This is a genomic window from Ensifer sp. 1H6, assembly GCF_001976035.1.
Taxonomy (GTDB): Bacteria; Pseudomonadota; Alphaproteobacteria; order Rhizobiales; family Rhizobiaceae; genus Ensifer; species Ensifer canadensis.
On the sequence record NZ_MOAI01000042.1, the window covers coordinates 1 to 25,270 of the forward strand.

General features: G+C 61.9%; 19 protein-coding genes and 3 pseudogenes. 17 read left to right on the forward strand and 5 right to left on the reverse strand.

Features of this window, described 5'->3' with window-relative positions; genetic code table 11:
* The first annotated feature begins 131 nt into the window (after positions 1-131).
* The 4 genes from BKP54_RS31195 to BKP54_RS36175 all read left to right on the forward strand — a co-directional run bounded on the left by BKP54_RS31195 (position 132) and on the right by BKP54_RS36175 (position 4,252).
* Positions 132-1,412, forward strand: a complete 1,281-nt coding sequence (locus tag BKP54_RS31195) for an AMP-binding protein (protein WP_084815417.1) — start codon at positions 132-134, stop codon at positions 1,410-1,412.
* Positions 1,409-2,734: a DUF6005 family protein gene (locus BKP54_RS31200; RefSeq protein WP_057225548.1), complete on the forward strand. Its 1,326-nt coding sequence runs from the start codon at positions 1,409-1,411 to the stop codon at positions 2,732-2,734. Before BKP54_RS31195 ends, BKP54_RS31200 begins: the two co-directional genes overlap by 4 nt.
* Positions 2,731-3,579 carry a sugar phosphate isomerase/epimerase family protein gene (locus BKP54_RS31205; protein WP_084815418.1) on the forward strand — a complete coding sequence of 283 codons (849 nt, stop codon included), beginning with the start codon at positions 2,731-2,733 and terminating at the stop codon, positions 3,577-3,579. The genes BKP54_RS31200 and BKP54_RS31205 overlap by 4 nt, the downstream gene beginning before the upstream one ends.
* Positions 3,580-4,090: 511 nt before the next feature.
* Positions 4,091-4,252 carry a hypothetical protein gene (locus BKP54_RS36175; RefSeq protein WP_192433255.1) on the forward strand — a complete coding sequence of 54 codons (162 nt, stop codon included), beginning with the start codon at positions 4,091-4,093 and terminating at the stop codon, positions 4,250-4,252.
* A 71-nt stretch (positions 4,253-4,323) separates the two neighbouring features.
* Here BKP54_RS36175 and BKP54_RS31215 read toward each other — a convergent pair whose 3' ends face one another.
* Positions 4,324-4,974, reverse strand: a complete 651-nt coding sequence (locus BKP54_RS31215; RefSeq protein ID WP_057225544.1) for a DUF480 domain-containing protein — start codon at positions 4,972-4,974, stop codon at positions 4,324-4,326.
* A 445-nt stretch (positions 4,975-5,419) separates the two neighbouring features.
* On the opposite strand from BKP54_RS31215, the gene BKP54_RS31220 reads away from it, so the two are divergent.
* Positions 5,420-6,571 carry a hypothetical protein gene (locus BKP54_RS31220; RefSeq protein WP_057225542.1) on the forward strand — a complete coding sequence of 384 codons (1,152 nt, stop codon included), beginning with the start codon at positions 5,420-5,422 and terminating at the stop codon, positions 6,569-6,571.
* A 202-nt stretch (positions 6,572-6,773) separates the two neighbouring features.
* On the opposite strand, the pseudogene BKP54_RS31225 reads toward BKP54_RS31220, so the two are convergent.
* Positions 6,774-8,458 (reverse strand): annotated as a pseudogene (locus BKP54_RS31225) (arylsulfatase).
* Between the two features lie 589 nt (positions 8,459-9,047).
* Between BKP54_RS31225 and BKP54_RS31230 the strand changes: the two are divergent.
* Positions 9,048-9,752: a GntR family transcriptional regulator gene (locus BKP54_RS31230; RefSeq protein WP_057210029.1), complete on the forward strand. Its 705-nt coding sequence runs from the start codon at positions 9,048-9,050 to the stop codon at positions 9,750-9,752.
* A gap of 124 nt (positions 9,753-9,876) precedes the next feature.
* Positions 9,877-10,838, forward strand: a pseudogene (locus tag BKP54_RS31235) (dihydrodipicolinate synthase family protein).
* A 168-nt stretch (positions 10,839-11,006) separates the two neighbouring features.
* Here the strand turns inward: BKP54_RS31235 and BKP54_RS31240 are convergent.
* Positions 11,007-11,645, reverse strand: a complete 639-nt coding sequence (locus tag BKP54_RS31240; protein WP_057210033.1) for a TetR/AcrR family transcriptional regulator — start codon at positions 11,643-11,645, stop codon at positions 11,007-11,009.
* A 100-nt stretch (positions 11,646-11,745) separates the two neighbouring features.
* Here BKP54_RS31240 and BKP54_RS31245 point away from each other — a divergent pair, with 100 nt between their 5' ends.
* Positions 11,746-12,516 carry an NIPSNAP family protein gene (locus tag BKP54_RS31245; RefSeq protein WP_225906519.1) on the forward strand — a complete coding sequence of 257 codons (771 nt, stop codon included), beginning with the start codon at positions 11,746-11,748 and terminating at the stop codon, positions 12,514-12,516.
* Between the two features lie 202 nt (positions 12,517-12,718).
* On the opposite strand, the gene BKP54_RS31250 is transcribed toward BKP54_RS31245, so the two are convergent.
* On the reverse strand, positions 12,719-13,756 hold the full coding sequence (locus tag BKP54_RS31250) for an Ldh family oxidoreductase (protein WP_057210036.1): 1,038 nt from the start codon (positions 13,754-13,756) through the stop codon (positions 12,719-12,721).
* A 144-nt stretch (positions 13,757-13,900) separates the two neighbouring features.
* On the opposite strand from BKP54_RS31250, the pseudogene BKP54_RS31255 reads away from it, so the two are divergent.
* The 8 genes and pseudogenes from BKP54_RS31255 (at position 13,901) to BKP54_RS31290 (ending at position 22,767) form a co-directional block, all read left to right on the forward strand.
* A pseudogene (locus BKP54_RS31255) lies at positions 13,901-15,416 on the forward strand (aldehyde dehydrogenase (NADP(+))).
* Between the two features lie 181 nt (positions 15,417-15,597).
* The gene (locus BKP54_RS31260) at positions 15,598-16,404 is read left to right on the forward strand and encodes a transporter substrate-binding domain-containing protein (protein WP_025429440.1); all 807 of its coding nucleotides are present in this window, start codon (positions 15,598-15,600) and stop codon (positions 16,402-16,404) included.
* A gap of 342 nt (positions 16,405-16,746) precedes the next feature.
* The gene (locus tag BKP54_RS31265) at positions 16,747-17,412 is read left to right on the forward strand and encodes an amino acid ABC transporter permease (protein ID WP_025429441.1); all 666 of its coding nucleotides are present in this window, start codon (positions 16,747-16,749) and stop codon (positions 17,410-17,412) included.
* Positions 17,413-17,424: 12 nt separating this feature from the next.
* Entirely contained in the window at positions 17,425-18,078 is a 654-nt protein-coding gene (locus tag BKP54_RS31270; RefSeq protein ID WP_025429442.1) for an amino acid ABC transporter permease, read from the forward strand.
* Entirely contained in the window at positions 18,071-18,793 is a 723-nt protein-coding gene (locus BKP54_RS31275) for an amino acid ABC transporter ATP-binding protein (protein WP_057210039.1), read from the forward strand. The genes BKP54_RS31270 and BKP54_RS31275 overlap by 8 nt, the downstream gene beginning before the upstream one ends.
* 7 nt (positions 18,794-18,800) lie before the next feature.
* Complete coding sequence (locus BKP54_RS31280; protein ID WP_057210041.1) at positions 18,801-20,051, forward strand: FAD-binding oxidoreductase; 1,251 nt, start codon at positions 18,801-18,803, stop codon at positions 20,049-20,051.
* A 14-nt stretch (positions 20,052-20,065) separates the two neighbouring features.
* Positions 20,066-21,067, forward strand: a complete 1,002-nt coding sequence (locus BKP54_RS31285; protein WP_025429445.1) for a 4-hydroxyproline epimerase — start codon at positions 20,066-20,068, stop codon at positions 21,065-21,067.
* On the forward strand, positions 21,064-22,767 hold the full coding sequence (locus BKP54_RS31290) for an aconitase X (RefSeq protein WP_057210042.1): 1,704 nt from the start codon (positions 21,064-21,066) through the stop codon (positions 22,765-22,767). Before BKP54_RS31285 ends, BKP54_RS31290 begins: the two co-directional genes overlap by 4 nt.
* Positions 22,768-22,856: 89 nt before the next feature.
* Here the strand turns inward: BKP54_RS31290 and BKP54_RS31295 are convergent, their stop codons facing one another.
* Positions 22,857-23,222, reverse strand: coding sequence for a hypothetical protein (locus tag BKP54_RS31295; RefSeq protein ID WP_057210044.1), 366 nt, complete (start codon positions 23,220-23,222; stop codon positions 22,857-22,859).
* A gap of 1,142 nt (positions 23,223-24,364) precedes the next feature.
* On the opposite strand from BKP54_RS31295, the gene BKP54_RS31305 reads away from it, so the two are divergent.
* Entirely contained in the window at positions 24,365-25,177 is an 813-nt protein-coding gene (locus BKP54_RS31305; protein WP_057210049.1) for a C1 family peptidase, read from the forward strand.
* Positions 25,178-25,270 lie beyond the last annotated feature (93 nt).

The following is a 25,270-nucleotide window of genomic DNA, read 5'->3' on the forward strand; positions in this document are numbered from 1 at the left end:
GACGGCCCTGTCCAGCGGAAGGAAGAACATTGAGCCGATCGGCAAAAAGCCGGTCAGAACGAAACCGAACCCAAGGAAAAGCCGCCAGTTCAAGGCGTTTTGCCCCTTGTGTTCTTTCATTGGAGAAAGCCATGATCCGTATCGACGACAGGCTCTATGATCGCGCCTATTTCGACGAAACATCCGCACGCCTGGCCGGGCAGATCGGCCTGAAGGACCGCGACGACGGACGCTACGCGGTCCGCTTTGCCGAAACCATCGACTGGCTGGCGCTATTCTTCGCCATCCGCAAGGCCGGCGCCAGCGTGTTGCCGATCCATCCGGGCACGCCCTATGCCGCCGCGCGCAAGCTTGCGATCGGCGCGGGCTGCGACCGACTGTTCTACAACAGCCCGACGGCGGAGGTACTGGAACGGTCGCAGAACGCCTTGCCGGTCGGAACGCTTCTCCAGATGAGCTCGGGCACGACAGGTGCACCAAAATGCGTGGCGCGTAGCTGGGAGGATATCGACGCCGAGATCGAAAGCTATATTGGCATCTTCCGCGCGCCGGAGGACATGACCCCGGTCATCGCCTGCCCGACGACCCATTCCTATGGCCTGATCTGCGGCATCCTGGTGGCGCTCAAGCGCGGCCAGACGCCGGTTATCGTCAACACCGCCAATCCGAAATATCTCATGAAGGTTCTTCGCGAGATCGAGCGGCCGCTGCTCTATTCGTCGCCGGCCATCCTGCACACGCTTGCCCGGCTGCTGCCCGAGGGCGAGCAGATCCATGCGACGATGACTTCGGGCACGCTGCTGCCGGATCCCTGGTTTGCGCAGATCAGGGCCAGGAGCCGGCATATGTTCCAGCAATATGGCTGCTCCGAAGCCGGATGCATCGCCATCAATCCGGATGTCACCAACGCCGGCGACATGGGGTTCGTGCTGCCGCATCTTCTGCCGCAAACCGGCAGCAACGCCGAAAATGCCGACGAAATCGTCGTGACCAAGGACGACGGCATTGCCATCCACACCCGCGATCTCGGCTATCGCCGCGATGACGGCATGCTGGTCTTCGTGTCGCGCATGGACGACATGATCAATGTCTCCGGTCTCAACGTCTATCCCCGGGATGTCGAGGACGCGGCAATGGCGATGGCTGAAGTCAGCGACGCCGTAGCCTTCCGCATGGGCGACCGCTTTGCCGGGGAGCGTGTCGCGCTGCTGTTCAGCGCCAGTCAAACCATCGCGCCGCAGGCGATCCGCGAATGGTGCAGCCTGCACCTCGCCAGCCATCAGCTACCGATGGACATCCGCCAGGTCGACACCATCCCGCGCCAGGCCAACGGCAAGATCAGCCGCCGCGAGGTTGCCGCCCGCCACGCCGCCGGCGAGTTCACCAAGTCGATCGCGGGAGCCGCGTCATGACCAGCAACAAAACCCTGGAAGCAATCCACAAAGTCCTCAGCGAACACATGATGCATCCGCATCTCGACGGCTTTGGCCCGGAAGCTCGCCTCAACGAGGACCTCTATCTCGATTCCGTCCTGATCCTGCAGATCTTTCTCAATTTGGAGCTGGAATACGGGCTGAGTGTTCCGGAAGAGGCGATCGCCCGCCAGGATGTCCAGACGGTCGCCGATCTCGCCGCGCTCTATGAGCCGAAGTCGATCGAGACGGTCGTCCCATCGTTTCCATTAACCGGCGGTACGACAGACGAAGGCGTGCATGGCGAGGCCTATTACGACATCAAGGTGCACTGCTTCGTCAGTTGCGTCTGCGACGGGCTGAAGCGAAAGGGCCTGGATCACCGACCGTTCTATTTCGGTGTCTGGGACGCGAAATTTGGGCTCAGCGACCGCTTCCAGCTTCTCTATCATGCACCCGAGATCAGCCAGGAATTCTTCCGCAGCTGGTTTCAGCGGCTATACGGCGTCACCGTTTACGAGTGGTACGACCCTGACATCAGCAAGAGCGAAAATCTCACCGTGATGCTCGACCTCGTCAAACGGCGCGCAGATACCGGCTCCGTCATGGTCATGCTCGACATGTTCCACCTGCCGGAGCGCGAGAACAAGTTCAACCAGAACCCCTTCCCGCACTACCTCATGCTGCAGGAAACCGCCGACCCCGATACGTGGTTCGTGCATGATCCCGACTACCGTTGGGAAGGCGAGATCGCGCGGGACAAGGTGATCCATGCGGTGATGCAGCCGACCGTCGGCGGCGGCTATGTCTTCGACAATGCAGAGGCTCGGCCACCGGCAGCCGAAGACCTCAAGGCCTATTTCGAGGCCTGCTTTATCAGAGACAGCAATCCGCTGGCCGACACCGTTCGCATGATCGTCACGGCTCATATCGACGGACGCGGCGGCATCGACCTCTCCGACCTCACGGACGCCGTGCGCGAACTGCCCGTCATCACCATCCGCAAATACGCCTACGAGCATGGCTTTGCGTTCTTCTGGCGGGCGCTGAAGCTGCCGGCGGCCGAGTTCGAAGGCTGGTGCGAAGAGATCGAGGCGCTCGTCCAGGCGCTGAAGGCGCTGCACTACGATTGCATGAAGCTGAGCCAGACCGGCGACCGCGCCTTGGCCACTCCGGTGTTCGAGCGGCTGGCAGAAGCCGACCGGATCGAGACGAAACTGAAAGGCAAGCTCGCCGAGATCTTCGATCTCTGGTGTGAACAGAACATTGCCGCCGACATTCCCATGCTGGAGAGGCCCATGCTGAAAAGGGTTGCGCGATGAACATATCGCTGTGCACGATCACGTTTCGCCATCATCTGATTTCCCTCGGCGAAATCGCCGCTTGGGCGCAATCCAACGATTTTCAGGGGATCGAGCTCTGGGGTGCGCATGCACGCAACCTGGCGCAGCAGCCCGACCGCAATGCCGATTGGCTCGATACTTTCGGGCTGAATGTGCCGATGATCAGCGACTATCTGCCGCTCGACGGCGATACGGAGACGCTGCGGCACAAGACTGTCGAGCTCTGCAGGCTCGCCCGCCGCTGGAGAACCCGCAAAATCCGTACCTTCGCCGGCAATTGCGGCAGTCTCTCCGTCTCCCACGAAGAGCGGCAGCGCATCGTGGAGCGGCTGAGAGAGATATGCGCGATCACTGCCAGCTACGGCATTCAACTGCTGGCGGAGACACATCCGAAGACGCTGGCCGATACTGCGGCCTCGACATTGCGTCTCATTGCGGAGGTCGACCAACCCGCCTTCGCGATCAATTTCGATACGCTCCACGTCTGGGAGGGCGGCGACGATCCAATCGCCGTGCACCGCCAGATGATACCGCACATCCGCCATTACCATCTGAAGAACATCCGCGACCGGTCGGACCTCTCGGTCTTCGAACCGGCAAACGTCTATGCCGCGGCCGGCCGTCGCGACGGAATGACGCCGTTGTTCGAAGGCACCGTCGACTATGTCGACTTTCTCCTGGAGATCGCGGGCGACGGACAGCACGACGCATCGCTGGAATGGTTCGGCAATGATTGCCTCGATGTGCTGCGTCGCGATCGCAGGCAGGTTCGCGGCGTGATCGAGGGGCGTGAACCCATACGGCGGACAGTCAACTTTTCGTGATCGCGTTTAGCGGCATCATCGACCCTTGCCGACGCAAGCCCATAAAAAAATGGCCCCGGCTGTACATGCCGGGGCCCATTTTTTGTTTTTGTTTTCGTCTTGCAAATGACAAGCAATATAGTTTCGGAGCACCGAAATACTACCTCGTTCGCGGCTTTGCTCATTTTTGACTTGAAGCGGACGAGCTGTGCTCTACCTCGCTACTCTGGCGATCTTGCAGCCGAAAATCAATCAACTTTTATGGGGCTATTTTTCGCCGCGCGACACGGGCGCTTGGGAAACTGCCGCACTGTTTCAACACCCCCAGGGCGGGCAGAAAACATGCCCTTCTCCAAACATAGCGGCGCCGGCAAGGATACGGAAGACACGTACGGCCGCGGCGTGTGCGCCTGACGTACCGCCTTGCCACCAGCCAACGGTCGCATCGATCGCTAAAGAATCTGACAGCGGCGCTGCCATGCAGATGGTCTTCTCTGATGGTCGAAATCACGACCAAGAGGAGACGAAGACGATGAGCCAGAAAACCTGCGCGGCCTGCGACTGCGAACTCGATCAGGACAGCATCAAGGTCAAGCTCGGCGGCAAGACGGTAGAAGTCTGCTGCGAGGAATGCGCTGCCGCCATTGGCGAAGCGGAGACCGCAAGGACGGCTGCGGCGTCGGCCGGAAAGTAAACATGAGGCCGGTCGCCATGGCAGCCGGCCTCCAATTCACAAGCATCAAGGTTGTCTTTTCGCAGCGACCGTCAGTGGCCCTTGAGCGCGGCAATTTCAGCCTGGAGCAACGCCACAGTCTCTTCCAGCGTCTGCACGCGCTGTTCCAGCTCGGACAGGCCTGACGTAGTGAAGGACGGCATGCTCGGCGCGGCGGCGACCGTCAGGTCGACCTCGCCACACAAAAGATGCGCAAACCGGTCTTCGCGCTGGCCGGCGCCGCGGTTGAGCTGCACGGTCAGCGGAGGCCGACGCCCGATCATCAGATCGAGGTTATCCTTGAGATCCTCGACCGACTGGAACCGCGCCATGCGTTCGCTGCGAGACCAGAGCTCGTAGGCTGTCTGCGGGCCGCGCAGCAAAAGCAGGCCGAGCACGACGATTTGCGGCGAGGTCAGCGAAAAGCGGTTGGCGGCCTGATGTTCATAACGCTCGACGCGCGATGCAAAGGCCTGCCGGACCAACCCCTTCTGGGCGAGCGAATTGAGCGCACGATGCACGTCCACCTGTTCCAACGCCATCACCGGGTCGCGCGCCGTCTTCTGGTTGGCGGCGGAGTGGAGGGAGTTGAGTGTCAGCGGATAGACGTCAGGCGTCGTTTCCTTCTTCTCGATCAGGCAGCCAAGAACACGGGCTTCGATCGCATTGAGTTCGGGAAAATCGGTGTCTGGATTGGTGTTCATAAGCTCACTCTTCTCGGCAACGAGTTCAACGGCAGCCCGGGGTTCTCCGACCGGATTGATCTACCCGGATTTTCCGCCCGTCTTTGGCAGAAAGCCCCGAAATCCCCGGCCGGCCGAACGGCACCCCTCGATAGACCGTTGCACGGCCAAGGCCAAGTTGCTTTCCGGTTTCCAAGTCCGAATATCCCCGGCAGCAAGCGACTGAAGGTAACTCGCTCGATCCTAACCGTCGCCTTGATTTTATTTCACCGAGCCCGACGCTGGCCACCCGATCGATCACGATTGCGCCGCAGTTCGCATCGATACGGTGCCGGTCAATTTCAAGCTGATTCCGCCTCCTGCCCTCCCTCGCCTTACGTCGCCAGATGCCCAGCGGTCACCCAATCGGGATCGCCGCCGCGTCGCTTGGCGGCGACCGTCGAAACCATCATCACAGAAGCCTCCCATGTCCCGTGTGAAAAAGAGGGTCGTACTGCATTTTCCGGGCTTTGAGCCCTTCGACGCGGAGGCGCACCGCCGGCGTTACGCCCGTTCAGCGCGGCAGAGCGCCGAGGTATGGGACTTCAAGTCCGATGTCGGGCCCTTGGTGAGCACGGGCGCGGCGACGCATTTCGACGTCGACTGTGCCGGACCGGACTGGCGGACTTCAAGCCGTATCCATGTTTTCGATCACGATGTGCTCGTCGATACCTTGAGCCGCCAGTCATTCACACGCCGGCTGGGCGGCGGATTTGCCAGTGCGCTGAACGTAACGTTCAACGGTGGGCTTTGGGGTTATTTTCGCCATGCCTGGCGCTTTGGCCTATTTTTCCTGTTCCCCTTCCTGCTGGCCGGATTGATGACGGCAGCGGCCCTAGTCGTTGCATTCATTCCCCACTGGCTGAGCCTTTCGAGCTGGAACCTGCTGTGGAGCGTACCGCTGGCCGGTCTCCTGCTGCGACAGGTCATGATGCCGTTGGCCACGAAGTTCCATACGCTGCACCTGTTTGCCGACTGGGAAATGGCCGTGGCCATGGCACGACTGGATCGGCCCGATTTCAACCGTTGGCTCGAAAGCTGTGTGGATGCCGCTTGCGAGGCGTTCAGCGAGGACGCCGACGAGTATCTTATCAGCTCGCACAGCATGGGTTCGAGTGTCGCCGCGCATGTCATCGGCATGCTGATCGAGCGGCGGCCGGATGTTATCGAAGGCAAACGGGTGGTGTTCGTAACACTTGGCGGCGCGATCCTGCAATGCGCGCTGATGGCGCCGGCCCATGCCCTGCGGGCCCGCGTCGGGGCAATTGCCCGCGCCAAGGAAATCTTCTGGTTCGAGGTCCATTGCCTGACGGATGCGATCCATTTCTACAAGACGCGTGTCGTCGCCCTGTCGGGGCATCCTGAGGCAAGGCAGCCGTCCATCGCCTATATCAAGGTCAAGCACATGCTGTCGCCTGACCGCTATAGGCGGATCAGGCGCAACTTCCTGCGCGTTCATCGCCAGTATGTGCTCGGTCCGGACGTGCGCGCACCGTTCGATTTTACCTTGATGACCGCAGGTCCGCTGCCGGCAGCGGCGTTCGCGGGTTTTTCGCAGGCTAACATACCGGCACTTTGACCCGCGACATCCTCGATGTCCTCTAGCGCGGCCCAGGCAGCCGCGCTTCTTTCCGGTCTTATGGAGCAACGCCCCCAACCGCGACTTCCGGTGCAAAGCGGTCGTTTCCAGCGGATGTCCGCTGGAATATCACACCGCTGATTTCGGCCGACCGGGAGAATGAGGGCAGTCAATCGAACAACCCTCGTCTCGACATGTTCGACTAGTTCCCCGGCTTGTTCTTGATCGCCGCATCGATCTGTTTCTTCACTGCATCCAGGTTGAAGGAGGCCGGATCCTGCATTGGCGGATAGTCAATCGCGGTGAGCGCAAGTTTGCCGACTTCCTGCTGAACACTGACGAAACGCCAGAACTCGCGAGCATAGAAGTCGTTCATGTAGCCCCCACCGAGGTCATTGAGGCTTTGACTGCCAATCGACGGCGTCCGCTCGAATGGGTCCTGACGGATATTGACCATGGTGGGCATGTCCGTTGTTACCTTCGCACCGGGCCAACCCTGAGGCTGCTGGAAGAACTGATACTTGAAGTCATCGATGCGAACTGCCCCCAGAGAAGGGCCGCCGAAGTAGAAGAATTCATGCCGTGCGGATGGTCCTTTGCCCGTCAACAGGTCGAGTTGGTTGTAGCCATCAAGGTGGTTCTTGTAGGTCTTGTCGCCCAGCTTCGCGCCCTTGAGCAACTGGTCAGTAATCTCGCTGTTGCCCGCCGCCGCGACCAGCGTTGGGAACCAATCCAAGGCAGAAAATATGCCGTTCTCGACCGTTCCCGCCTTAACCTTGCCCGGCCAACGGATAATGGCCGCGCGCGGAACCCGCCCTCCATTACCGTACCCTTGGTGCCCTTGAACGGGGTCATGCCACCGTCGGGCCAGGTAAACACCTCCGCGCCGTTGTCGGTCGTGAAAATGACGATGGTGTTGTCGGTCTCACCCGCATCTTGCACGCATTTCAGGAGAGCGCCGACGCTGTCATCGAGCTGCGCCATGCCAGCTTCTTCGAGGCCATAGTTGGTGTCGCTGTTCATCAGCGCTTGGTATTTTGGCGACAGGAAAGTCCAGACGTGCATTCGCGTCGTATTGTGCCAGACAAAGAACGGTTTGCCGTCTGTCTTTGCCTTGTCCATGAAATCGCACGACGACTTGACCAGGACTTCATCGAAGGAGCCCATGTCGTATTTGGCCTTGGGCATGATGTCATGCATGTTCGGAACGTTGGACATGTCAGGGTACGGCGCTAGGGGACCCTCGTCCACGATCCTCTGCTTGCCGATCTTGCCCCAACGCGGCTGTTCGGATGTGTCGTCCGTATCGGTAGCAAAGGTGTGGACCAGATTGCGCGGCCCGACCTTGTCTCGGTACGACTGTTCGTTCGGAAACGAATACCAATAGGGGTCTGACATCGCGTCGAGGTGATAGAGGTAACCGAAGAACTCGTCGAACCCATGCAGTGTCGGCAGAAACTTGTTCAGATCGCCGAGATGGTTCTTGCCGAACTGGCCGGTGGCGTATCCCTCCGTCTTCAGCGCGGCGGCTATGGTTGCCGCCTTGTCAGGCATTCCTACGTCTGCGCCCGCCTGGCCAACCGTCGTCAGGCCCGTTCGGAGCGGGATTTCACCGGTAATGAAACTCGCCCGTCCAGCAGTGCAACTTGCCTCGGCATAATAGTCCGTAAACATCATGCCCTCTGCCGCCAGCTTGTCGAGGCTGGGCGTCTTCCCGGACATTATTCCCCGGTGATAGGCACCGATATTGAACCAGCCGACATCATCTCCCATGATGACAAGAATGTTGGGTTTTGGCTGCGGCTGCTGCGCAACTGATGGCGCAGCCAGCGCGGTCGCGAATACGGAAGCCAGCAAACCAAAATAAAGGTTTCTCATGCCACTCATAATTCATTCCCTCCGTTTAACTTGGCCTACTGCGTGTTTTCTTAAATCCTATTCGATCTATGGATAAAAACATGCAGCAATTCAAAGCGTTACAGCGACCTTTGCGTGTCTAATACGACGCGCGGCGCTGTAGTGGGGGATGCCCTTCTCACAGCATAGGGGTGCTCCTCCTCATTTATTCGGGACGATGAGCTTGTGAAATTGCGCGGCATAGCGCCGTCTCAGCGGAAAATGTTGGGTAGGGTGAATGCTGCTCTGAAAATTCGCCATAGGGCGGCGACAGACATACCGGCCATCGAAGCGTCAACAGCTAGTCACGCTTTACTAACTGCCGCAGGGTGGCAGTCGTCTTGGGCACGAATATCGCACATCTTCATTTCCTCCGCCAGTTTTGAAACCGCAACGCGAAGCGAGCGTTTACTGCCGGCGCAAAGTTGCCAATCTCACCCATCCGTCGCGCGAAAATAGAGGACCGGTACCGAACGACGCCAACGCTCGGGAAACCTCGCGATCTCGAACCAATGCCTATGCAGAGTTGATCCCACGGACATGGGGAAGTATTTATCGTGTCGACAAAAGGATTCTAAAGATGACCGATACCGATTCCAACCCCACACTCGAACGCAAGCGCGGCTCCGGCGTAAAGATGGTCTACGACCTTCTGCGTGACGAAATCCTCGATCTGGTCCTGCCGCCGGGCAGCCCGATCGACGAGGTCCAACTCGCCGAACGCTTCAAGATGTCGCGCACGCCGATCCGCGAAGCGCTGGTGCGGCTGGCCGGCGAGGGCCTGATCGATACGCTGCCGAACCGGTCGACGATGGTTTCAAGCATCGATTTCCTCAACATGCACACGTTCTTCGATGCGCTCGTGCTGATGTACCGCGTCACCACCCGGCTCGCGGCGCAGCATCATCGCCCGGAGGATCTGCAGATCATCCGCGCCCGGCAGGCTGAATTCGCAGCCGCGGTGCAGGCCCAGGATGCGCTGGCGATGATCGCCACCAACGCCGCCTTTCATTCGGCCATCGCCGAGGCCGGCCGCAACGCCTATTTCAGCGGCCTCTTCAACCGGCTCCTCGACGAAGGCCGGCGGATGCTGCGGCTCTATTACCAGTCCTATGGTGACCAGCTGCCGCAACGCTTCGTCGACGAGCACGAGGACATGATCACCGTGATCGCCGCCCGCAACGTCGAAGCGGCCGACCAGCTGGCCAAGGTGCATGCCGAGCAGATCGTCACTCAGATCAAGCGGCTTTTCACCCGCGACGAGCGGTTGGATATCGCGCTGTAATCTTCTGTCGATTTCTTGTCGACAAATAAAATACAACAGGATATTGTCACCGTCGAAGGCTGAGATCGGCGTCGGTGATGACGTTGGCCTCAGCCCATTCGACAGACCAATTGAGGAGTTTGAGATGAAGGCCAAGATTTTCTCCGGCGTCATTCCTGCGCTGATGACCCCGTGCAACGACGACCGCAGCCCCAACTTCGATGCGCTGGTGCGCAAAGGCAAGGAACTGATCGCCCAGGGCATGTCCGCAGTCGTCTACTGCGGTTCGATGGGTGACTGGCCGCTTTTGACCGACGCGCAGCGCATGGAAGGCGTGGAGCGCCTGGTCAAGGCCGGCATTCCGGTTATCGTCGGCACCGGCGCGGTCAATACCGCTTCTGCCGTCGCCCATGCGGCCCACGCCCAGAAGGTCGGCGCCCAGGGCCTGATGGTTATCCCCCGCGTGCTTTCGCGCGGCTCGGTCGTTGCCGCCCAGAAGAACCACTTCAAGGCCATCCTCTCGGCTGCCCCGGACCTGCCGGCGGTGATTTACAACAGCCCCTACTACGGCTTTGCCACCCGCGCCGACCTGTTCTTCGCGCTGCGCGCCGAACATCCGAACCTCGTCGGCTTCAAGGAATTCGGCGGCGCCGCGACATGCGCTATGCGGCCGAGAACATCACCAGCCGTGACGATGGCGTCTCGCTGATGATCGGCGTCGACACGGCTGTGTTCCACGGCTTCGTCAACTGCGGCGCAACCGGCGCCATCACTGGCATCGGCTGCGTGCTGCCGAAGGAAGTCATCCACATGTGCAACCTGTCGCGGGCAGCCGCCGAAGGCGACGTCGATGCACGCCTGCGCGCGCTGGAACTGGAACAGGCGCTCGCCGTGCTTTCCTCCTTCGACGAAGGCCCGGATCTGGTTCTCTACTTCAAGCACATGATGGTGCTGAAGGGTGACAAGGAATACACGCTGCACTTCAACGAGACCGACGCCCTGTCGGAAAGCCAGCGCGGCTATGTCGAAGCGCAGTTCAAGCTGTTCAACAGCTGGTATGCCGCGTGGAGCAAGCTCCCGGGCGCAGTGCAGACATACAAGGGCTGATCATCGGTTGACCGCGCGTTAGCAAGAAGGCCCTCCCGTCGGGAGGGTCCTTAGCTGACGTGTGGAATTTTAGGTGACGTTTCTGCTGAACCCCCTACACCGCAAGGACTTAGGGGGTTCTTTTTGTTTAAAAATCTGAAGGAAGCGAGAACCAGCGTCTGTTCGTCCTTAAGGTTCGCGCCCCAGCAACGTCTGATTTCGAATGATCGACGTTAGCTGCGCGGCGCAGATCTTCAGGGGAGCCACGGACTGGGATGCTTTCGCCATCGCCATCGCACCGGAATAGGTTGCTACGACCAGGGTTGCCATGGCCTCAGAATCGAAATCGTGAACGGGGGCCGCCCGGAGGTCGCCCCTTAGCTTGTCGGCGATGGCTGACCTCCAACGCATGAAGATCGCCTCGATCGCGGCCTGGAAATCTTCGTCCTCGCGCGACAGTTCAAGAGCGAGATTGTTCAACGGACAGCCCGACACTGCCCCTTTCCGCTCCAGTTCGGAAATGATGGCTGCGAACACCGCTTGGATACCGTCGGCCGTCGTCGTCGCAAGATTGACTGGCGTGATCCAGGTCAACTCGACGGCTTCCGCCACCCGATCCTGAATAACGGCGAGGCCAAGGGCCTTCTTGGTGGGGAAATGATGGGCGAGCGCTCCACCCGTGACGCCCGCCTCGCGCTTCAAGTCGTGGAGGGCACTGGAATGGTAGCCGCGGGTCGAGAATGCAGCGTAGGCAGCATCCACAAGCCGCTGCCTTAGTCCTTCGGGATCGTTCATGCGTCTATGCGACGAGGTAGGTCGTTCCGACATGGGTCCTTCCTTTCCTCCTGGTTATAACAGGTTGACAAAACAGGACAACTGTCCTGTATTACAAAACAGGACGATTGTCCTGTTCCGAGGAAAGGTGGCCATGACTGTATTCACAATGAGCGAACCACTGACGGCTACGGACGATCCGACCAACGCGATCGTTGAACTGCGGCGGTATCGGCTTCGGCCGAACACCAGGGAGACGCTGATCGACCTGTTCGATCGCGAGTTCATCGAACCCCAGGAAGCGCAGGGAATGAGCGTGATGGGACAATTCCGCGACCTTGATGATCCCGACAGCTTTGTATGGCTGCGAGGCTTTCGCGACATGCCGTCCCGCGCAGCGGCATTGAACTCGTTCTATACGGGCCCGGTGTGGGCAGCTCACCGCGAGCAGGCGAACGGAACGATGATCAATTCGGACAACGTTCTGCTCCTGCGGCCCGCATCGCCCGATACCGGCTTTGCGCGGTCGGGCGTCACGCGCGCCGCCTCTGGCGCGGCGGATGTACGGCGCGGTCTTGTGGTTGCGACGATCTGTTATCTCGCACCACGCACGGACGACGCGTTTGCCGTGTTCTTTGAAGCCGTTGTCAGGCCATATCTGGAGCAAACCTCGGCTACGGTGTTGGCAGCATTGGTCACCGAGCAGAGCCCGAACACTTTCCCCAGGCTGCCTGTGCGCGAAGGGGAGACCGTCTTCGTCTGGTTCTCCGCTTTCCCCAGTCTGGCTGCCTACGAGACGCATCTTGCCGAACTTGCGCACTCCGAGACCTGGATCACGGAGGTCGTTTCGGAGATGGAGCGGCGAACGTGGCGGCAGAACGAGGTGTTGCGGCTGACGCCGACGGCACGATCCCTGCTGCCGTGACGCATTGCGTTGGGGGCGCATCTTCTCGGTGATCTCGCGGCCTTTGTTACCGGATGCCCGTTCAATGAACCCGTTACCGGCAGATTCTGAAAATGTGGAACCAGGGCAACCTGGTTCCACATTTTGGGAAAGGCTAGGCTCTCCGGGATGACCTTTCGTTTTACTGAGTGCCAGAAGCGGGCTGAGTGCCCCCGGCTGGATTTTACGCCACGGCATCGAGCCCAAGTGTGTGCAGGCGCTCGAGTTGCTCCATCTCGGCGGCCGTCAGGGTGATGCCATCGACCTCAGACTTTGCGCGGGCGGCGAAGCGGCGCTGAGACGGCAGGCGCGCGCCCTGGCCGAGAATGGCGTCAAACAGGACCTCGGCGCGGTCGAACGGATTGCCGGGACGCCCGGCGGCAAATGCCTCCGGCGAGAAGGCGATGATCAGTTCGCCATGGAACGGCGCCAATGTGGTGGTGCCGAGATAGTCGAGCACTTCCGGGCTAGTCAGGTCGCCGATCATGATGCCGGCCAGGAGTTCGATCATCGTGCCGATGGCCGAACCCTTATGGCCACCGAACGGCAGCATGGCGCCAGCAAGTGCGGCATCCGGATCGGTCGTCGGATTGCCCGACGCGTCGATCGCCCAGCCCTCCGGCAGCGGCTTGCCGGCACGGCGGTGCAGCTCGATCTCGCCGCGTGCGGCAACGGAGGTCGCAAAGTCGAAGACATAGGGCGGACGGCCTTCGCGCGGCCAGGCGAAGGCAAACGGGTTGGTGCCGAGCAACGGCTTGTTGCCGCCGGTCGGCGCGACCGTCGCATAGCTCGGGCACATGACGAGCCCGGCAAGGCCCATATCCGTCAGTCCTTCCGCCTCGGGCCAGAGCGCCGAGAAATGGGTGCAGTCATTGATGACGAGGGCGGCAAGCCCCAGGGTTCGGGCACGCTCGGCCAGAACAGGCAGGCCAAGCTCGAAGGCCGGATTGGCAAAACCACCCATGGCATTGACCTTGACGATCGCCGAGCCTTCCTGCGGTAGAAGCTCGGGAGTGGCGTCCGGCTTTACCTTACCGGCCTTGACGGTGCGCAGCGCGCCTTCGATACGGTAGATGCCATGCGACTTGCAGGCGTCGCGTTCGCCTGCCACGATCACCCGCGCAAGGGCGCCGGCCTGGACGGCATTGAGCCCGGCCTTGCGGAAGATCGCCTCGACCCGCTCCTGAACTGCGGCGATTGTCAGGGTGGTGGTCTCACTCATCTTGTACCTTTCTGACTGCGTATGACCCTGTTGTGGGCGGTTGAAGTTATGCATACATAGAGTATACAAAGAACCGCCGAGTGCAATTCGGCTGTCAGCTATTCATGCCGAAAGACACCGGTGTTCTCAAGAAAGGATCCGCAGATGGTCTTCACCCCCAAAGGAAAACATCTCGTCGCCGGCGAGTGGCTCGACGGCGCAGGCACCTTCGCCTCGACACCGGCACACGGCCCGGCGCATGACTTCGCGGTCGGCACGGTCGAACTGGTGAACCGCGCCTGCGAGGCGGCGGAAGAAGCGTTCTGGACCTACGGCTATTCGTCGCGGGCCGAACGCGCAGCGTTCCTGCGCGCCATCGCCGACGAGATCGAGGCACGGGCCGAAGCCATTACCGCGATTGGCAGCCAGGAAACCGGCCTGCCGGAAGCGCGGCTGCAGGGCGAACGCGGCCGCACCACCGGTCAGCTGAGACTGTTGCGACCATATCGAGGCGGGCGACTACCTCGACCGACGTGTCGATGCGCCCCTCCCCGAGCGCCAGCCGGCGCCCCGTCCGGAAATCCGGCTGATCCAGCGGCCGATCGGCCCGGTCGCCGTTTTTGGCGCCTCCAACTTCCCGCTCGCCTTTTCCACCGCAGGCGGCGATACCGCAGCGGCGCTGGCTGCCGGTTGCCCGGTGGTGGTCAAGGGTCATTCGGCCCATCCCGGCACCGGCGAGATCGTCGCTGAGGCCGTCGAAGCCGCCATCCGCAAGTGCGGCGTTCACCCGGGAGTCTTTTCGCTGATCCAAGGCGGCAGCCGCGACGTCGGCCACGCGCTCGTCAAGCATCCGCTGATCAAGGCCGTCGGCTTCACCGGCTCGCTCGCCGGCGGACGCGCGCTCTTCGATCTGTGCGCCGCCCGCCCCGAACCAATCCCGTTCTTCGGCGAGCTCGGCTCGGTCAACCCGATGTTCCTGCTGCCGGAAGCCTTGAAGGCACGTGCCGAGGCGCTTGGACAGGGCTGGGCCGGTTCGCTGACCATGGGTGCCGGCCAGTTCTGCACCAATCCCGGCATCGCGGTGGTGATCGAAGGATCCGATGCTGACCGCTTCACGGCCGCTGCCGTCGATGCGCTCGCAAAGGTGGCGCCGCAGACCATGCTGACCGATGGCATCGCCAAGGCCTACCGCGACGGCCAGGAGCGTTTCACCACCCGCAACAGCGTCAAGCCGCTGCTCGAGACCAGCTCGTCGGACCGCGCCGCGTCGCCCAACCTGTTCGAGACGACCGGCAGCCAGTTTCTGGCCGACCATGCGCTCGGCGAGGAAGTCTTCGGCCCGCTCGGCCTCGTCGTCCGGGTAAATTCGGAAGCCGAGATGGAACAGCTCGCGCGCGGTCTCCAGGGACAGCTGACGGTCACCGTGCACATGGATGCCGGCGACATCGAGCCGGCCCGTCGCCTGCGCCCCATCCTTGAGCGCAAGGCGGGCCGCCTGCTCGTCAACGGTTTCCCGACCGGTGTCGAGGTCGTCGATTCCATGGTGCATGGCGGGCCGTATCCGGCCTCGACGAACTTTGGCGCGACCAGCGTCGGCACCATGTCGATCCGCCGCTTCCTGCGTCCGGTCTCCTACCAGAACCTGCCGGAAGCCCTGCTGCCGGAAGATTTCCTGAACTGATCCGCGACCGATCGCTGCGCAGGGACCCCATTTTGCGAAACAAATGGGATCCCTGCGGGCCAATGACGTCACGATCATATACTTTTTGTATACTGTTTGTATTTTTAAGTTGATTTACGCTCTCCAACGCGGAATATTGCGCTCGCCGTCAAACGGCGCACCAATTCAGGGAGAGAGAAAAATGAAGACCTCGGTCCTAGCCTTCGGCCTCGTTGCCGCCACTGCTCTGACCAGCCCGGCCCACGCCGACAAGCTGGATGACATCATCGGCTCGGGTACGCTGCGTTGCGCAGTGGTTCTCGACTTCCCGCCGATGGGTTCTCGCGACGAGAACAACAATCCGGTCGGCTTCGACGTCGACTACTGCAACGACCTTGCCAAGGCGCTGGGCGTCACGGCCGAGATCGTCGAAACTCCCTTCCCCGAGCGCATTCCCGCGCTGATGTCCGGCCGCGTTGACGTCGGCGTCGCCTCGACCTCCGATACGCTCGAGCGTGCCAAGACCGTCGGCATGACCGTTCCCTACTTCGCCTTCGAAATGGCCGTTACCGCCAACGACAAGACCGGCATCAAGTCCTTCGAGGACATGAAGGGCAAGGTCGTCGGCGCCACCGCCGGCACCTTCGAAGCGATCGCGCTGGAAAAGCAGGTCAAGGAATGGGGTGCGGGCGAATTCCGTCCTTACCAGACGCAGGCCGACGTCTTCCTCGCGCTTAGCCAGGGCCAGATCGACGCAACGGTGTCGACCTCGACCGTGGCGCAGGCCAACGTGAAGACCGGCAAGTTCGCCGGTATCTCGGTTGTCGGCAAGGCGCCGTTCGACATCGACTACGTGGCTCTCTTCACCAACCGCGAAGAATACGGCCTCATCAACTACCTCAACCTCTTCATCAACCAGCAGGTCCGCACCGGCCGCTATGCCGAACTCTACGAGAAGTGGGTCGGCGGCGAACTGCCTTCGCTGGCGGTGAACGGCGTCTACCGCTAATCTGTCCGTTTCTCTGGCGGCGCGAGGCAAACGTCTCGCGCCGTTGTACCAACCTGCGCTGATATTGACCGATTGCGTGGGACCGTGTGCGGTCATCCGGCAAGGAGCGGACCTTAGAGCGATGCCTTGGCATCGGTCGAGGATTGCGACACTGCCGGTGGCCGACACACGGCCCACCCGAAGGGCCGGGCGCTTTTGGCCCCCGGACCGCGTCGACAATCCTCACCGGACCGTCTGGTCCGGTTGCGGTTGTCTGCTTGCCGGAAGCTAAAATCGCTCCGGCGCAATCGGCCAATATCAGCGCAGGTTGGTACCACTCATTTTCGAAAAGGTGAGACGGCGATGTTCAATTACTCCTTCCACTGGAACCAGGCGCTGAAAGCATTGCCGCAAATGCTTGACGGCGCGCTGGTCACGCTGCAGATCGCGCTGCTGTCGATGCTCATCGGCGTCATTTGCGCGCTCGCCCTGACCGGGTTCCGCCTGTCCGGCAATCGCATCCTCAGTGGCTTTGCCACCGCCTGGATCGAGATCGCGCGCAACACCCCCGCGCTGTTCCAGATCTACATGGCCCATTTCGGCCTCGGCAATTTCGGCATCCATCTGAGCCCCTACACGGCGCTGCTCGTCGGCATTGCCTTCAACAATGCGGGCTATCTGGCTGAAAACTTCCGCGGCGCCCTGAAAGCGATCCCGGATACGCAGACCCGTGCCGGCCGTTCGCTCGGCATGACGGCGCTGCAGGCCTTCCGCTACATCATCCTGCCGCAGATGCTGCGCGTCGCCTTCCTGCCGACCACCAACCAGATGGTCTGGGCAATCCTGATGACCTCACTCGGCGTCACCGTCGGCATGAACACCGACCTCGCCGGCATCACCCAGGAACTGAACGCCCGGTCCTTCCGCACCTTCGAATTCTTCGCCCTGGCAGCCGTGATCTACTACGTGATCGCCAAGGCCGTGACCCTCGCTGCCCGAGCAATCGCCTCGCGCATGTTCCGTTACTGAGAGAGGTGAGAGATGTTCAATACCGCCCTCACCTGGAGTGATCTCGCCTTCCTTGCACAGGGTGCGGCGATGACGCTCGCCGTCACCGCCGTTTCGGTTACCGCCGGTACGCTGCTCGGCATCCTCTTCGGGGTGATCCGTGTTCAAGCCGGCCCCTACTGGTCGGCGCCGCTGACCTTCGTGCTCGACGTGTTTCGCTCCGTTCCGCTCCTGATCCAGCTCGTGTTGGCCAATGCCTTCCAGTCCATCGCCAAAATGGGCTGGGGGCCGTTCACGACCTCTTGCGTGGTGCTGTCGCTCTACACGGCCGCCTATTGCACCGAGATCGTGCGCGGCGGCATCTCGTCGGTGCCGCCGACCACACGCCGCGCGGCACGCTCGCTGGGCATGACCTGGTGGCAGGACATGCGCTACATCGTGGCGCCGCTTGCCACCCGCGTTTCGCTTCCGTCCTGGATCGGCCTCACGCTCGGCGTCATGAAGGACTCGGCACTCGTGCTCTGGCTCGGTCTGATCGAGCTTCTGCGCGCCTCGCAGATTCTCGTCACCCGCCTGCAGGAACCGCTGTTCATTCTCCTGATCTGTGGTGCAATCTATTTCCTCATCAGCTTCCCCATCGCCCGGCTTGGTGGGTATCTCGAAAAACGGTGGTCCCCCAATGATTGAGATTGAAAACGTTCGCAAATCCTTCGGCCCGTTGGAAGTTCTGAAGGGTATCGACCTCACCGTGAAGAAGGGCGAAGTCCTGACCATCATCGGCGGCTCCGGTTCGGGTAAGTCAACGCTGCTAACCTGCATCAACGGGCTCGAGACCATAGACGGCGGACGAATCGTGGTCGACGGCACCGATGTGCATGCAAAAGCGACGAACCTCAACAAGCTGCGCCGTAAGCTCGGCATCGTCTTCCAGCAGTTCAACGCCTTCCCGCATCTGACCGTGCTCGAAAACGTTATGCTCGCACCGCGCAAGGTGCTGGGTCAGTCGAAAGCCGAGGCCGAGGCCATGGCCGTAAAACAGCTCACTCATGTCGGCCTTGGCGACAAGCTTTCGGTCTATCCCAACCGCATGTCGGGCGGCCAGCAGCAGCGCATGGCGATTGCCCGCGCCCTTGCCATGTCCCCGGCCTACATGCTGTTCGACGAAGTGACCTCGGCGCTCGACCCGCAGCTCGTCGGCGAAGTGCTCGACACGCTGCGCATGCTCGCCTCCGAAGGCATGACGATGATCTGCGTCACCCACGAGATGAAATTCGCCCGCGAAGTGTCCGATCGGGTGGCCTTCTTCCACAAGGGCGTGATGGCCGAGATCGCCCCGCCGGAGGAGCTGTTCGGCGCGCCGAAGGATCCGGAACTGCAGAAGTTCCTGGCAGCGACGCATTGAGCCGATCATGAAGGATGCAGCTCAGCCTGACGTCATCGTCATCGGCGCCGGCGTTGTCGGCCTTTCCGCCGCGATAGCGGCCCAGGCACGGGGGCTTTCGGTCACCGTGCTCGACCGGGAAGGCCCGGCAGCTGGAGCCTCGGCGGGAAACGCCGGGGCCTTCGCCTTCACCGACATCCTGCCGCTCGCCTCGCCCGGCATCCTCAAGAAGGCGCCGAAATGGCTGCTCGACCCGCTCGGGCCGCTGAGCATCCCGCCGGCCTACGCCGCGCAGATCGCGCCGTGGATGTTCCGTTTCTGGCGCGCCTGCTCGCCAAAGCGGGTGGCGCATTCGACGGCCGCCCAGACGGCGATGATGGACCTCTCCAAGGTCGAGTTGGAGCCGTTCCTTGCCGCAACCGGCACCCTGCCGATGCTGCGCAAGGATGGCAATCTTCAGGTCTATGAAAGCGAAGCCGAACTCAAGGCTTCGCTGCCCGGATGGCGGGCGCGTGCGGACCATGGCATCGAATTCCGCCATATGGGCGCAGCCGAGATGGCTGAGATCCAGCCGGGTCTGGCGCCCCGCTTCACCCATGGCACCTTTACGCCGGGCTGGTTTTCCATTGCCGACCCGAAGCTCTATACGCTGGCGCTGGCAGAACACTTCCGCGCCAAGGGCGGGGCGATCGAGCGCGCCGACGTTACGGCCCTGGCGCCAATCGATGGCGGCGTCGAAATTCGGACCACAAGTGGCGCGACGCGGCGGGCGGCACAGGTCGTGCTCGCGGCCGGTGCGTTCTCCCACCGGATTGCCAAATCTCTCGGCGAGAGCATCCCGCTCGAAACCGAGCGCGGCTACAACACCACGCTGCCGGCAGACGCCTTCGACCTGCGCACGCAGGTCACCTTCGGCGGCCATGGCTTCGTCGTCACCCGGCTCTCGACCGGTGTCCGTGTCGGCGGCGCAGTCGAGCTCGGCGGGTTGCAACTGCCGCCGAACTACCGCCGGTCCGAAGCCATGCTGCAGAAGGCACGAACCTTCCTGCCGGGGCTCAAGCCCGAAGGTGGCGTGCAGTGGATGGGCTTCCGCCCGTCGCTGCCCGACAGCCTTCCGGCCATCGGCCGCGCCCGCGCGACATCGCGGGTCGTCTACGCTTTCGGTCACGGCCATCTCGGCCTGACCCAATCGGCGGGCACCGCCCGGCTCGTCGCGGATCTTTTGACCGGCCAGGCTCCGACGATTGACATCGCCCCCTTCTCGCCTCAACGGTTCTGACAGAGGTTTCGACCATGGCCACCTACACCTTCTCCTGTATCGACGGGCACACCTGCGGCAATCCCGTCCGCCTCGTTTCCGGCGGCGGTCCTCGTCTTGAGGGCGCCAACATGCTGGAAAAGCGCGCCCATTTCCTCAGAGAATTCGACTGGATCCGCACCGGCCTGATGTTCGAGCCGCGCGGACATGACATGATGTCCGGCTCGATCCTCTATCCGCCGACACGGCCCGATTGCGATGTCGCCGTGCTGTTCATCGAGACCTCCGGCTGCCTGCCGATGTGCGGCCACGGCACCATCGGCACGATCACCATGGCGATCGAGAACGGACTGATCACGCCGCGCGAGCCCGGCAAGCTGTCGATCGACGCGCCTGCCGGCAAGGTCGACATCAGCTATCGCCAGGAGGGCCGCTTCGTCGAGGAAGTGCGCCTGACCAACGTCCCCGGCTTCCTCTATGCCGAGGGACTGACGGCCGAAGTCGAGGGCCTCGGAGAGATCGTCGTCGACGTCGCCTATGGCGGCAACTTCTACGCCATCGTCGAGCCGCAGAAGAATTTTCGCGATATGGCCGACCACACGGCCGGCGAGCTGATCGGCTGGAGCCCGAAACTGCGCGCCGCCTTGAACGCGAAGTACGAGTTCGTGCATCCCGAGCACCCGGAGATCAAGGGGCTCAGCCACATCCAGTGGACGGGCAAGCCGACGCAAGCCGAGGCGCATGCCCGCAACGCCGTGTTCTACGGCGAGAAGGCCATCGACCGCTCGCCCTGCGGCACCGGCACCTCGGCGCGCATGGCGCAGCTTGCCGCCAAGGGCAAGCTGAAGGTCGGCGACGAATTCGTGCATGAATCGATCATCGGCTCGCTGTTCAAGGGTCGGGTGGAGGCCGCGACCAAGGTCGCCGACCGCGATGCCATCATCCCCTCGATCGCCGGATGGGCGCGCATGACCGGTATCAACACGATCTTCATCGATGATCGCGATCCCTTCGCCCACGGCTTCGTCGTAAAATGAACAATCCGTTCTCCGCTCGCAGTATCCTTGGCGGCACGGCCGAGGGGCCGATCGTTGCCGCACCGGAAGCGCTGAGCTTCTGGGGTGGTGTCGATCCGGCGACCGGAGCGGTGATCGATGTTCACCACCCACTGCACGGGACCTGTCTCACGGGCAGTATCCTGATGATGCCGTCGAGCCGGGGCTCCTGCACCGGCTCGGGCGTGCTGCTCGATCTTGCGCTGACCGGTCGTGCGCCGGCCGCGCTTGTCTTTTCCGAAGCCGAGGACGTGCTAACCCTCGGCGCGCTGATTGCAGCCGAGATGTTCGGCAAGCCGCTGCCCGTCCTGCGCCTTTCGTCCGATGCCTTCGCAGCGCTGGCGGAGGCAAAAACCGCGCGCATCACCGATACGGCGATCGAGGCCGACGGCCTGACGATCGAAATCGCACCGCTTGCGACCGCGGCGCTCGATCTTGATGAAGCGGACCTCGCCATGCTGGATGGCCGCGACGGGGTTGCGGTTGAGGTCGCGATGCGCATCATCTGCGCCATGGCGGCGCAGCAGGGCGCAACACGCCTCGTCAGCGTGACGCAAGGGCATATCGACGGCTGCATCTATGCCAGCCCTGCCAATCTCACCTTCGCCGAAAAAATGGCGGATATGGGCGCGCGGGTCCGGCTGCCGACGACAATGAACGCCATTTCTGTCGACCGCGCCAACTGGCAGGCGCAGGGGGTGCCGGCCTCGTTCGGCGATCCGGCCGCGCGGCTGGCCGACGCCTATGTCCGCATGGGCTGCCGTCCGACCTTCACCTGTTCCCCCTATCTGCTCGACAGCGCGCCTGAGGCCGGAGAGGCAATCGCCTGGGCGGAATCCAACGCCGTCATCTACGCCAATACGGTGCTCGGCGCCCGCACCGCGAAGCATCCGGATTTCCTCGACCTCTGCATCGCGCTGACCGGCCGCGCGCCGCTCTCCGGCGTCTATCTCGACGAACACCGCAAGGCCAGCCGCGTCATCGACGTGGAGTTGCCTGAAGGGGTGGACGACGCTTTCTGGCCGCTCATCGGCTATCTCGCTGGGCGGGCTGCACCCGATTGCATCCCGCTTCTGCGTGGCCTCGCGGCTGCAAAGCCTTCGTCCGACGACCTGAAGGCGCTGTGCGCTGCCTTCGGCACCACATCGGCAGCGCCGATGTTGCACATTGAAGGTGTCACGCCGGAGGCGGAAGGTGCTGCGTCAAGCGAAGCTGGCACTGTTGCAATCACCCGCGCCGAGATGGCGGCCGCCTGGACCCTGTTGAACGACGGACCGGAGGATGTGGACCTGGTCGCCATCGGCAGCCCCCACGCCTCGCTGAGTGAATGTCGGGCTCTGGCGGCAGCGCTTGCCGGTCGCAAACGTCACGGGGATGTAGCGGTGATCGTTACGGCCGGCCATCAGGTGATTGCCGCTGCGCGGGCGGAAGGGACACTTGCCGCCCTGGAGGCAAGCGGTGTGCAGGTCCTGCCCGACCTCTGTTGGTGCTCGATCTCTGAACCGGTGTTCCCGACGCGAACCCGCGCGCTGATGACCAATTCCGGCAAATATGCCCATTACGGCCCCGGCCTCTCCGGCCGTGCGGTGCGCCTCGGAAACCTTGCCGATTGCGTGACGGCTGCGCTGACCGGGCGCGTTCAAGCACGGCTGCCGATTTGGCTCTCCCCGGCAGGCCGGTAACGGAACCGCCGACAAGAAGCCGGCAGGTATCGTGATCGGAATGACTTTCCTTGAGGCAACCGCGATGCCTGCGGAGGGCTCTCCTACGCCTACAGATCAGGTGCGCGGTCGACCAGGGTTTGGAACAACACGTTTGCAGCCTCCTGAGGCGTCGAAGCCGCAAACCAGACTGGATCGGTCGTTAGAACGGCGTGCTCCGTCCAAGAGGCAGTGTCGGATGCCTCGCATTCGTAGACGCCGCAGGCGCGGCGCTGCTTTCGATTGAGCGCGATTTCGAGAATGCCCGAAGGTCGCGCGCCCGGCGCATCGAAGATCTGCAGGACGTAACCGCGGAACCCGGTTCTGCCACCGTTGGAATCGATCTCATCGAGAACGGACGGGCAGAGTTCCGCCTGCCCCACCGGAATGGGCCGTGTCCAGAAGGGCCCCTGATCGCCTTGATCTGCGCGCAGCATCGCACTCGCCTCCGTCCCCTCGGGGCAGCGAGCTTAACACTTGATCACCTCGAGTTCAGCCGACCCAGAATAGAATGCGGTCGAACGCTGTGACATGCTGGGTTGCAAAGCGTACCACTTCCGAGTGAGGATCCGGATTGGCGGGTCGTGCTGATCCTGCACCGGCTACTGCGAGCGGTAGAGTACGCGGCAAGCGTCACACGACAGACGCGGGCCCATGCGATCGTTCACCGTGGCGGAGCGCATTTCCAGCAAAAGTGCGAAGCCGTTTTCCGGCAGGAAATGCTTGGAAATAAGGAGATAGAGTGTTTCTGCGGCTCCGTTTGAACCGGAGAGGCTCTGGCAACATGAGGTTGGAAAAATGCACAGATTGCTCAGCGGACTGTCAGTCATTGCATTCGTGGGATTTACGATCGGCATTGGCGCAACGGACCCCGCCGCAGCCGCAAATACACCCAAAGAACGCTCAACGCGCAATGCCGATGTACCGGCGAAAACCGCCACTACTCCAGCAAGAGGCAAGCGTCCCACCGTTGTCGTAAACCACCCTCCTCCGAGGAACGGAGCCTACTACAAGGGCATATTCCGCGAATGATGATGGGGGTACCAAGCACTGCCTAGCGGCAACGATCACGGCGAATATTTGCAGCTTTACAACCCGGGTTACGGCGAAAGCCTCTCTTCGAGATCGTCCAGCGCGACGACTATCGCGGTTAAAGTATCTGCGACCAGGGGGGCTCCTCTCCCTTGGGATTCGATCCAATATCGAACGGCCAACACGATGTTTACACCATACGAGCAAATGCTCGCCGGTACCCCTTCAAACTGAGGGTACTGCTCTCGGTGGCCATGGCTGTATTCTACCACTGCGTGCAGCCACATGGTCGCAGGCGGCCATGCCGACCGGAGCAAGGGCAATTTATCCGGAGCCGGCCTCAGCTTTCGTTTTCAAAGTCCGATTTGATGATCTACCGGAAGTTTCGACCGAGAGGTCCTTGCTCTCAGGCCGGGTCACCACGCCGCAATGCCGAGCATCGCAGTCAAGACATCATCGTGCAAAGCATGGCCAGACGGCCGACAAAAATCCCTTCGTCAACACACGTGCCTGGCCCGGCAGAAGGGTCCGGCCAAAAGGAGGTCTCATGTCTCTCCACCAGGCATTCCTGGATTTCGGTTATGATCCAACCATCGTCGAGGTCGGGCGCACCATTCGGCCCAAGACGACAGGCGCGCCACCGGCTTCAGCAACCGTTAACGCCCAATATCTGCCACCACCGCAGGCGCAGGGCACGGCTCAGCATGTCGGCAGTCCCGGCAGCTGTGCAGCCTGGGCGTCTACCTATGGTCTTGCGACCTACACGGCGGCCGCCGCATCCGGCCAGACGCCGTCGGGCGCGTCGCAACAGGCAAGCCCCGCCAACATCTATATCGAGGTCATGATCAACGATGGTCAGAAGACGTGCAGCGGCTCGAATCTGGCGTCCTACCTCAACATCCTGCAGCAGGGCGGCACGCCCAATTGGGCGACGGCCCCCTACTACCCCAACTGCCCCGAACTTTGGTCCAGCTACGACCCCGACGCCACCGCCGATACCAGCTTCCAGATCCCCGGTTGGGCCATCGTCGAAACATCGGATCTCGACGCGATCAAGGCCATCATCGCTGATGGTGGTGCTCTGTGCTACGGCACGGCCCTCAATTCCGGCTTCATGAGCTATAGCGGCCCTGGGCCATTGACGGGGCCGCTCGACAAGGTGCGGGGCGCCAACGGCAAGCTTGTCGGCCACTGCATGCTGATCATCGGCTACGACGATGCGCAGCAGGCGATCCTCATCCAGAACAGCTTCGGACCGGATTGGGGCTGCCAATGGAACGGCAGCGGCGGTTACATCTGGATGAGCTACGAGCTGTTTCAGTACCTGGCACAGGGCCAGGCCATGTATGTGACGAGCTAAGCCAGAGGAGCGAAGCTTCCCTCACGCACGCTATCCGGACGCGCGCGCGATCATGTGCGGCGGCGTCCGGTGAAAGGCGAAATCGTCGTGTGG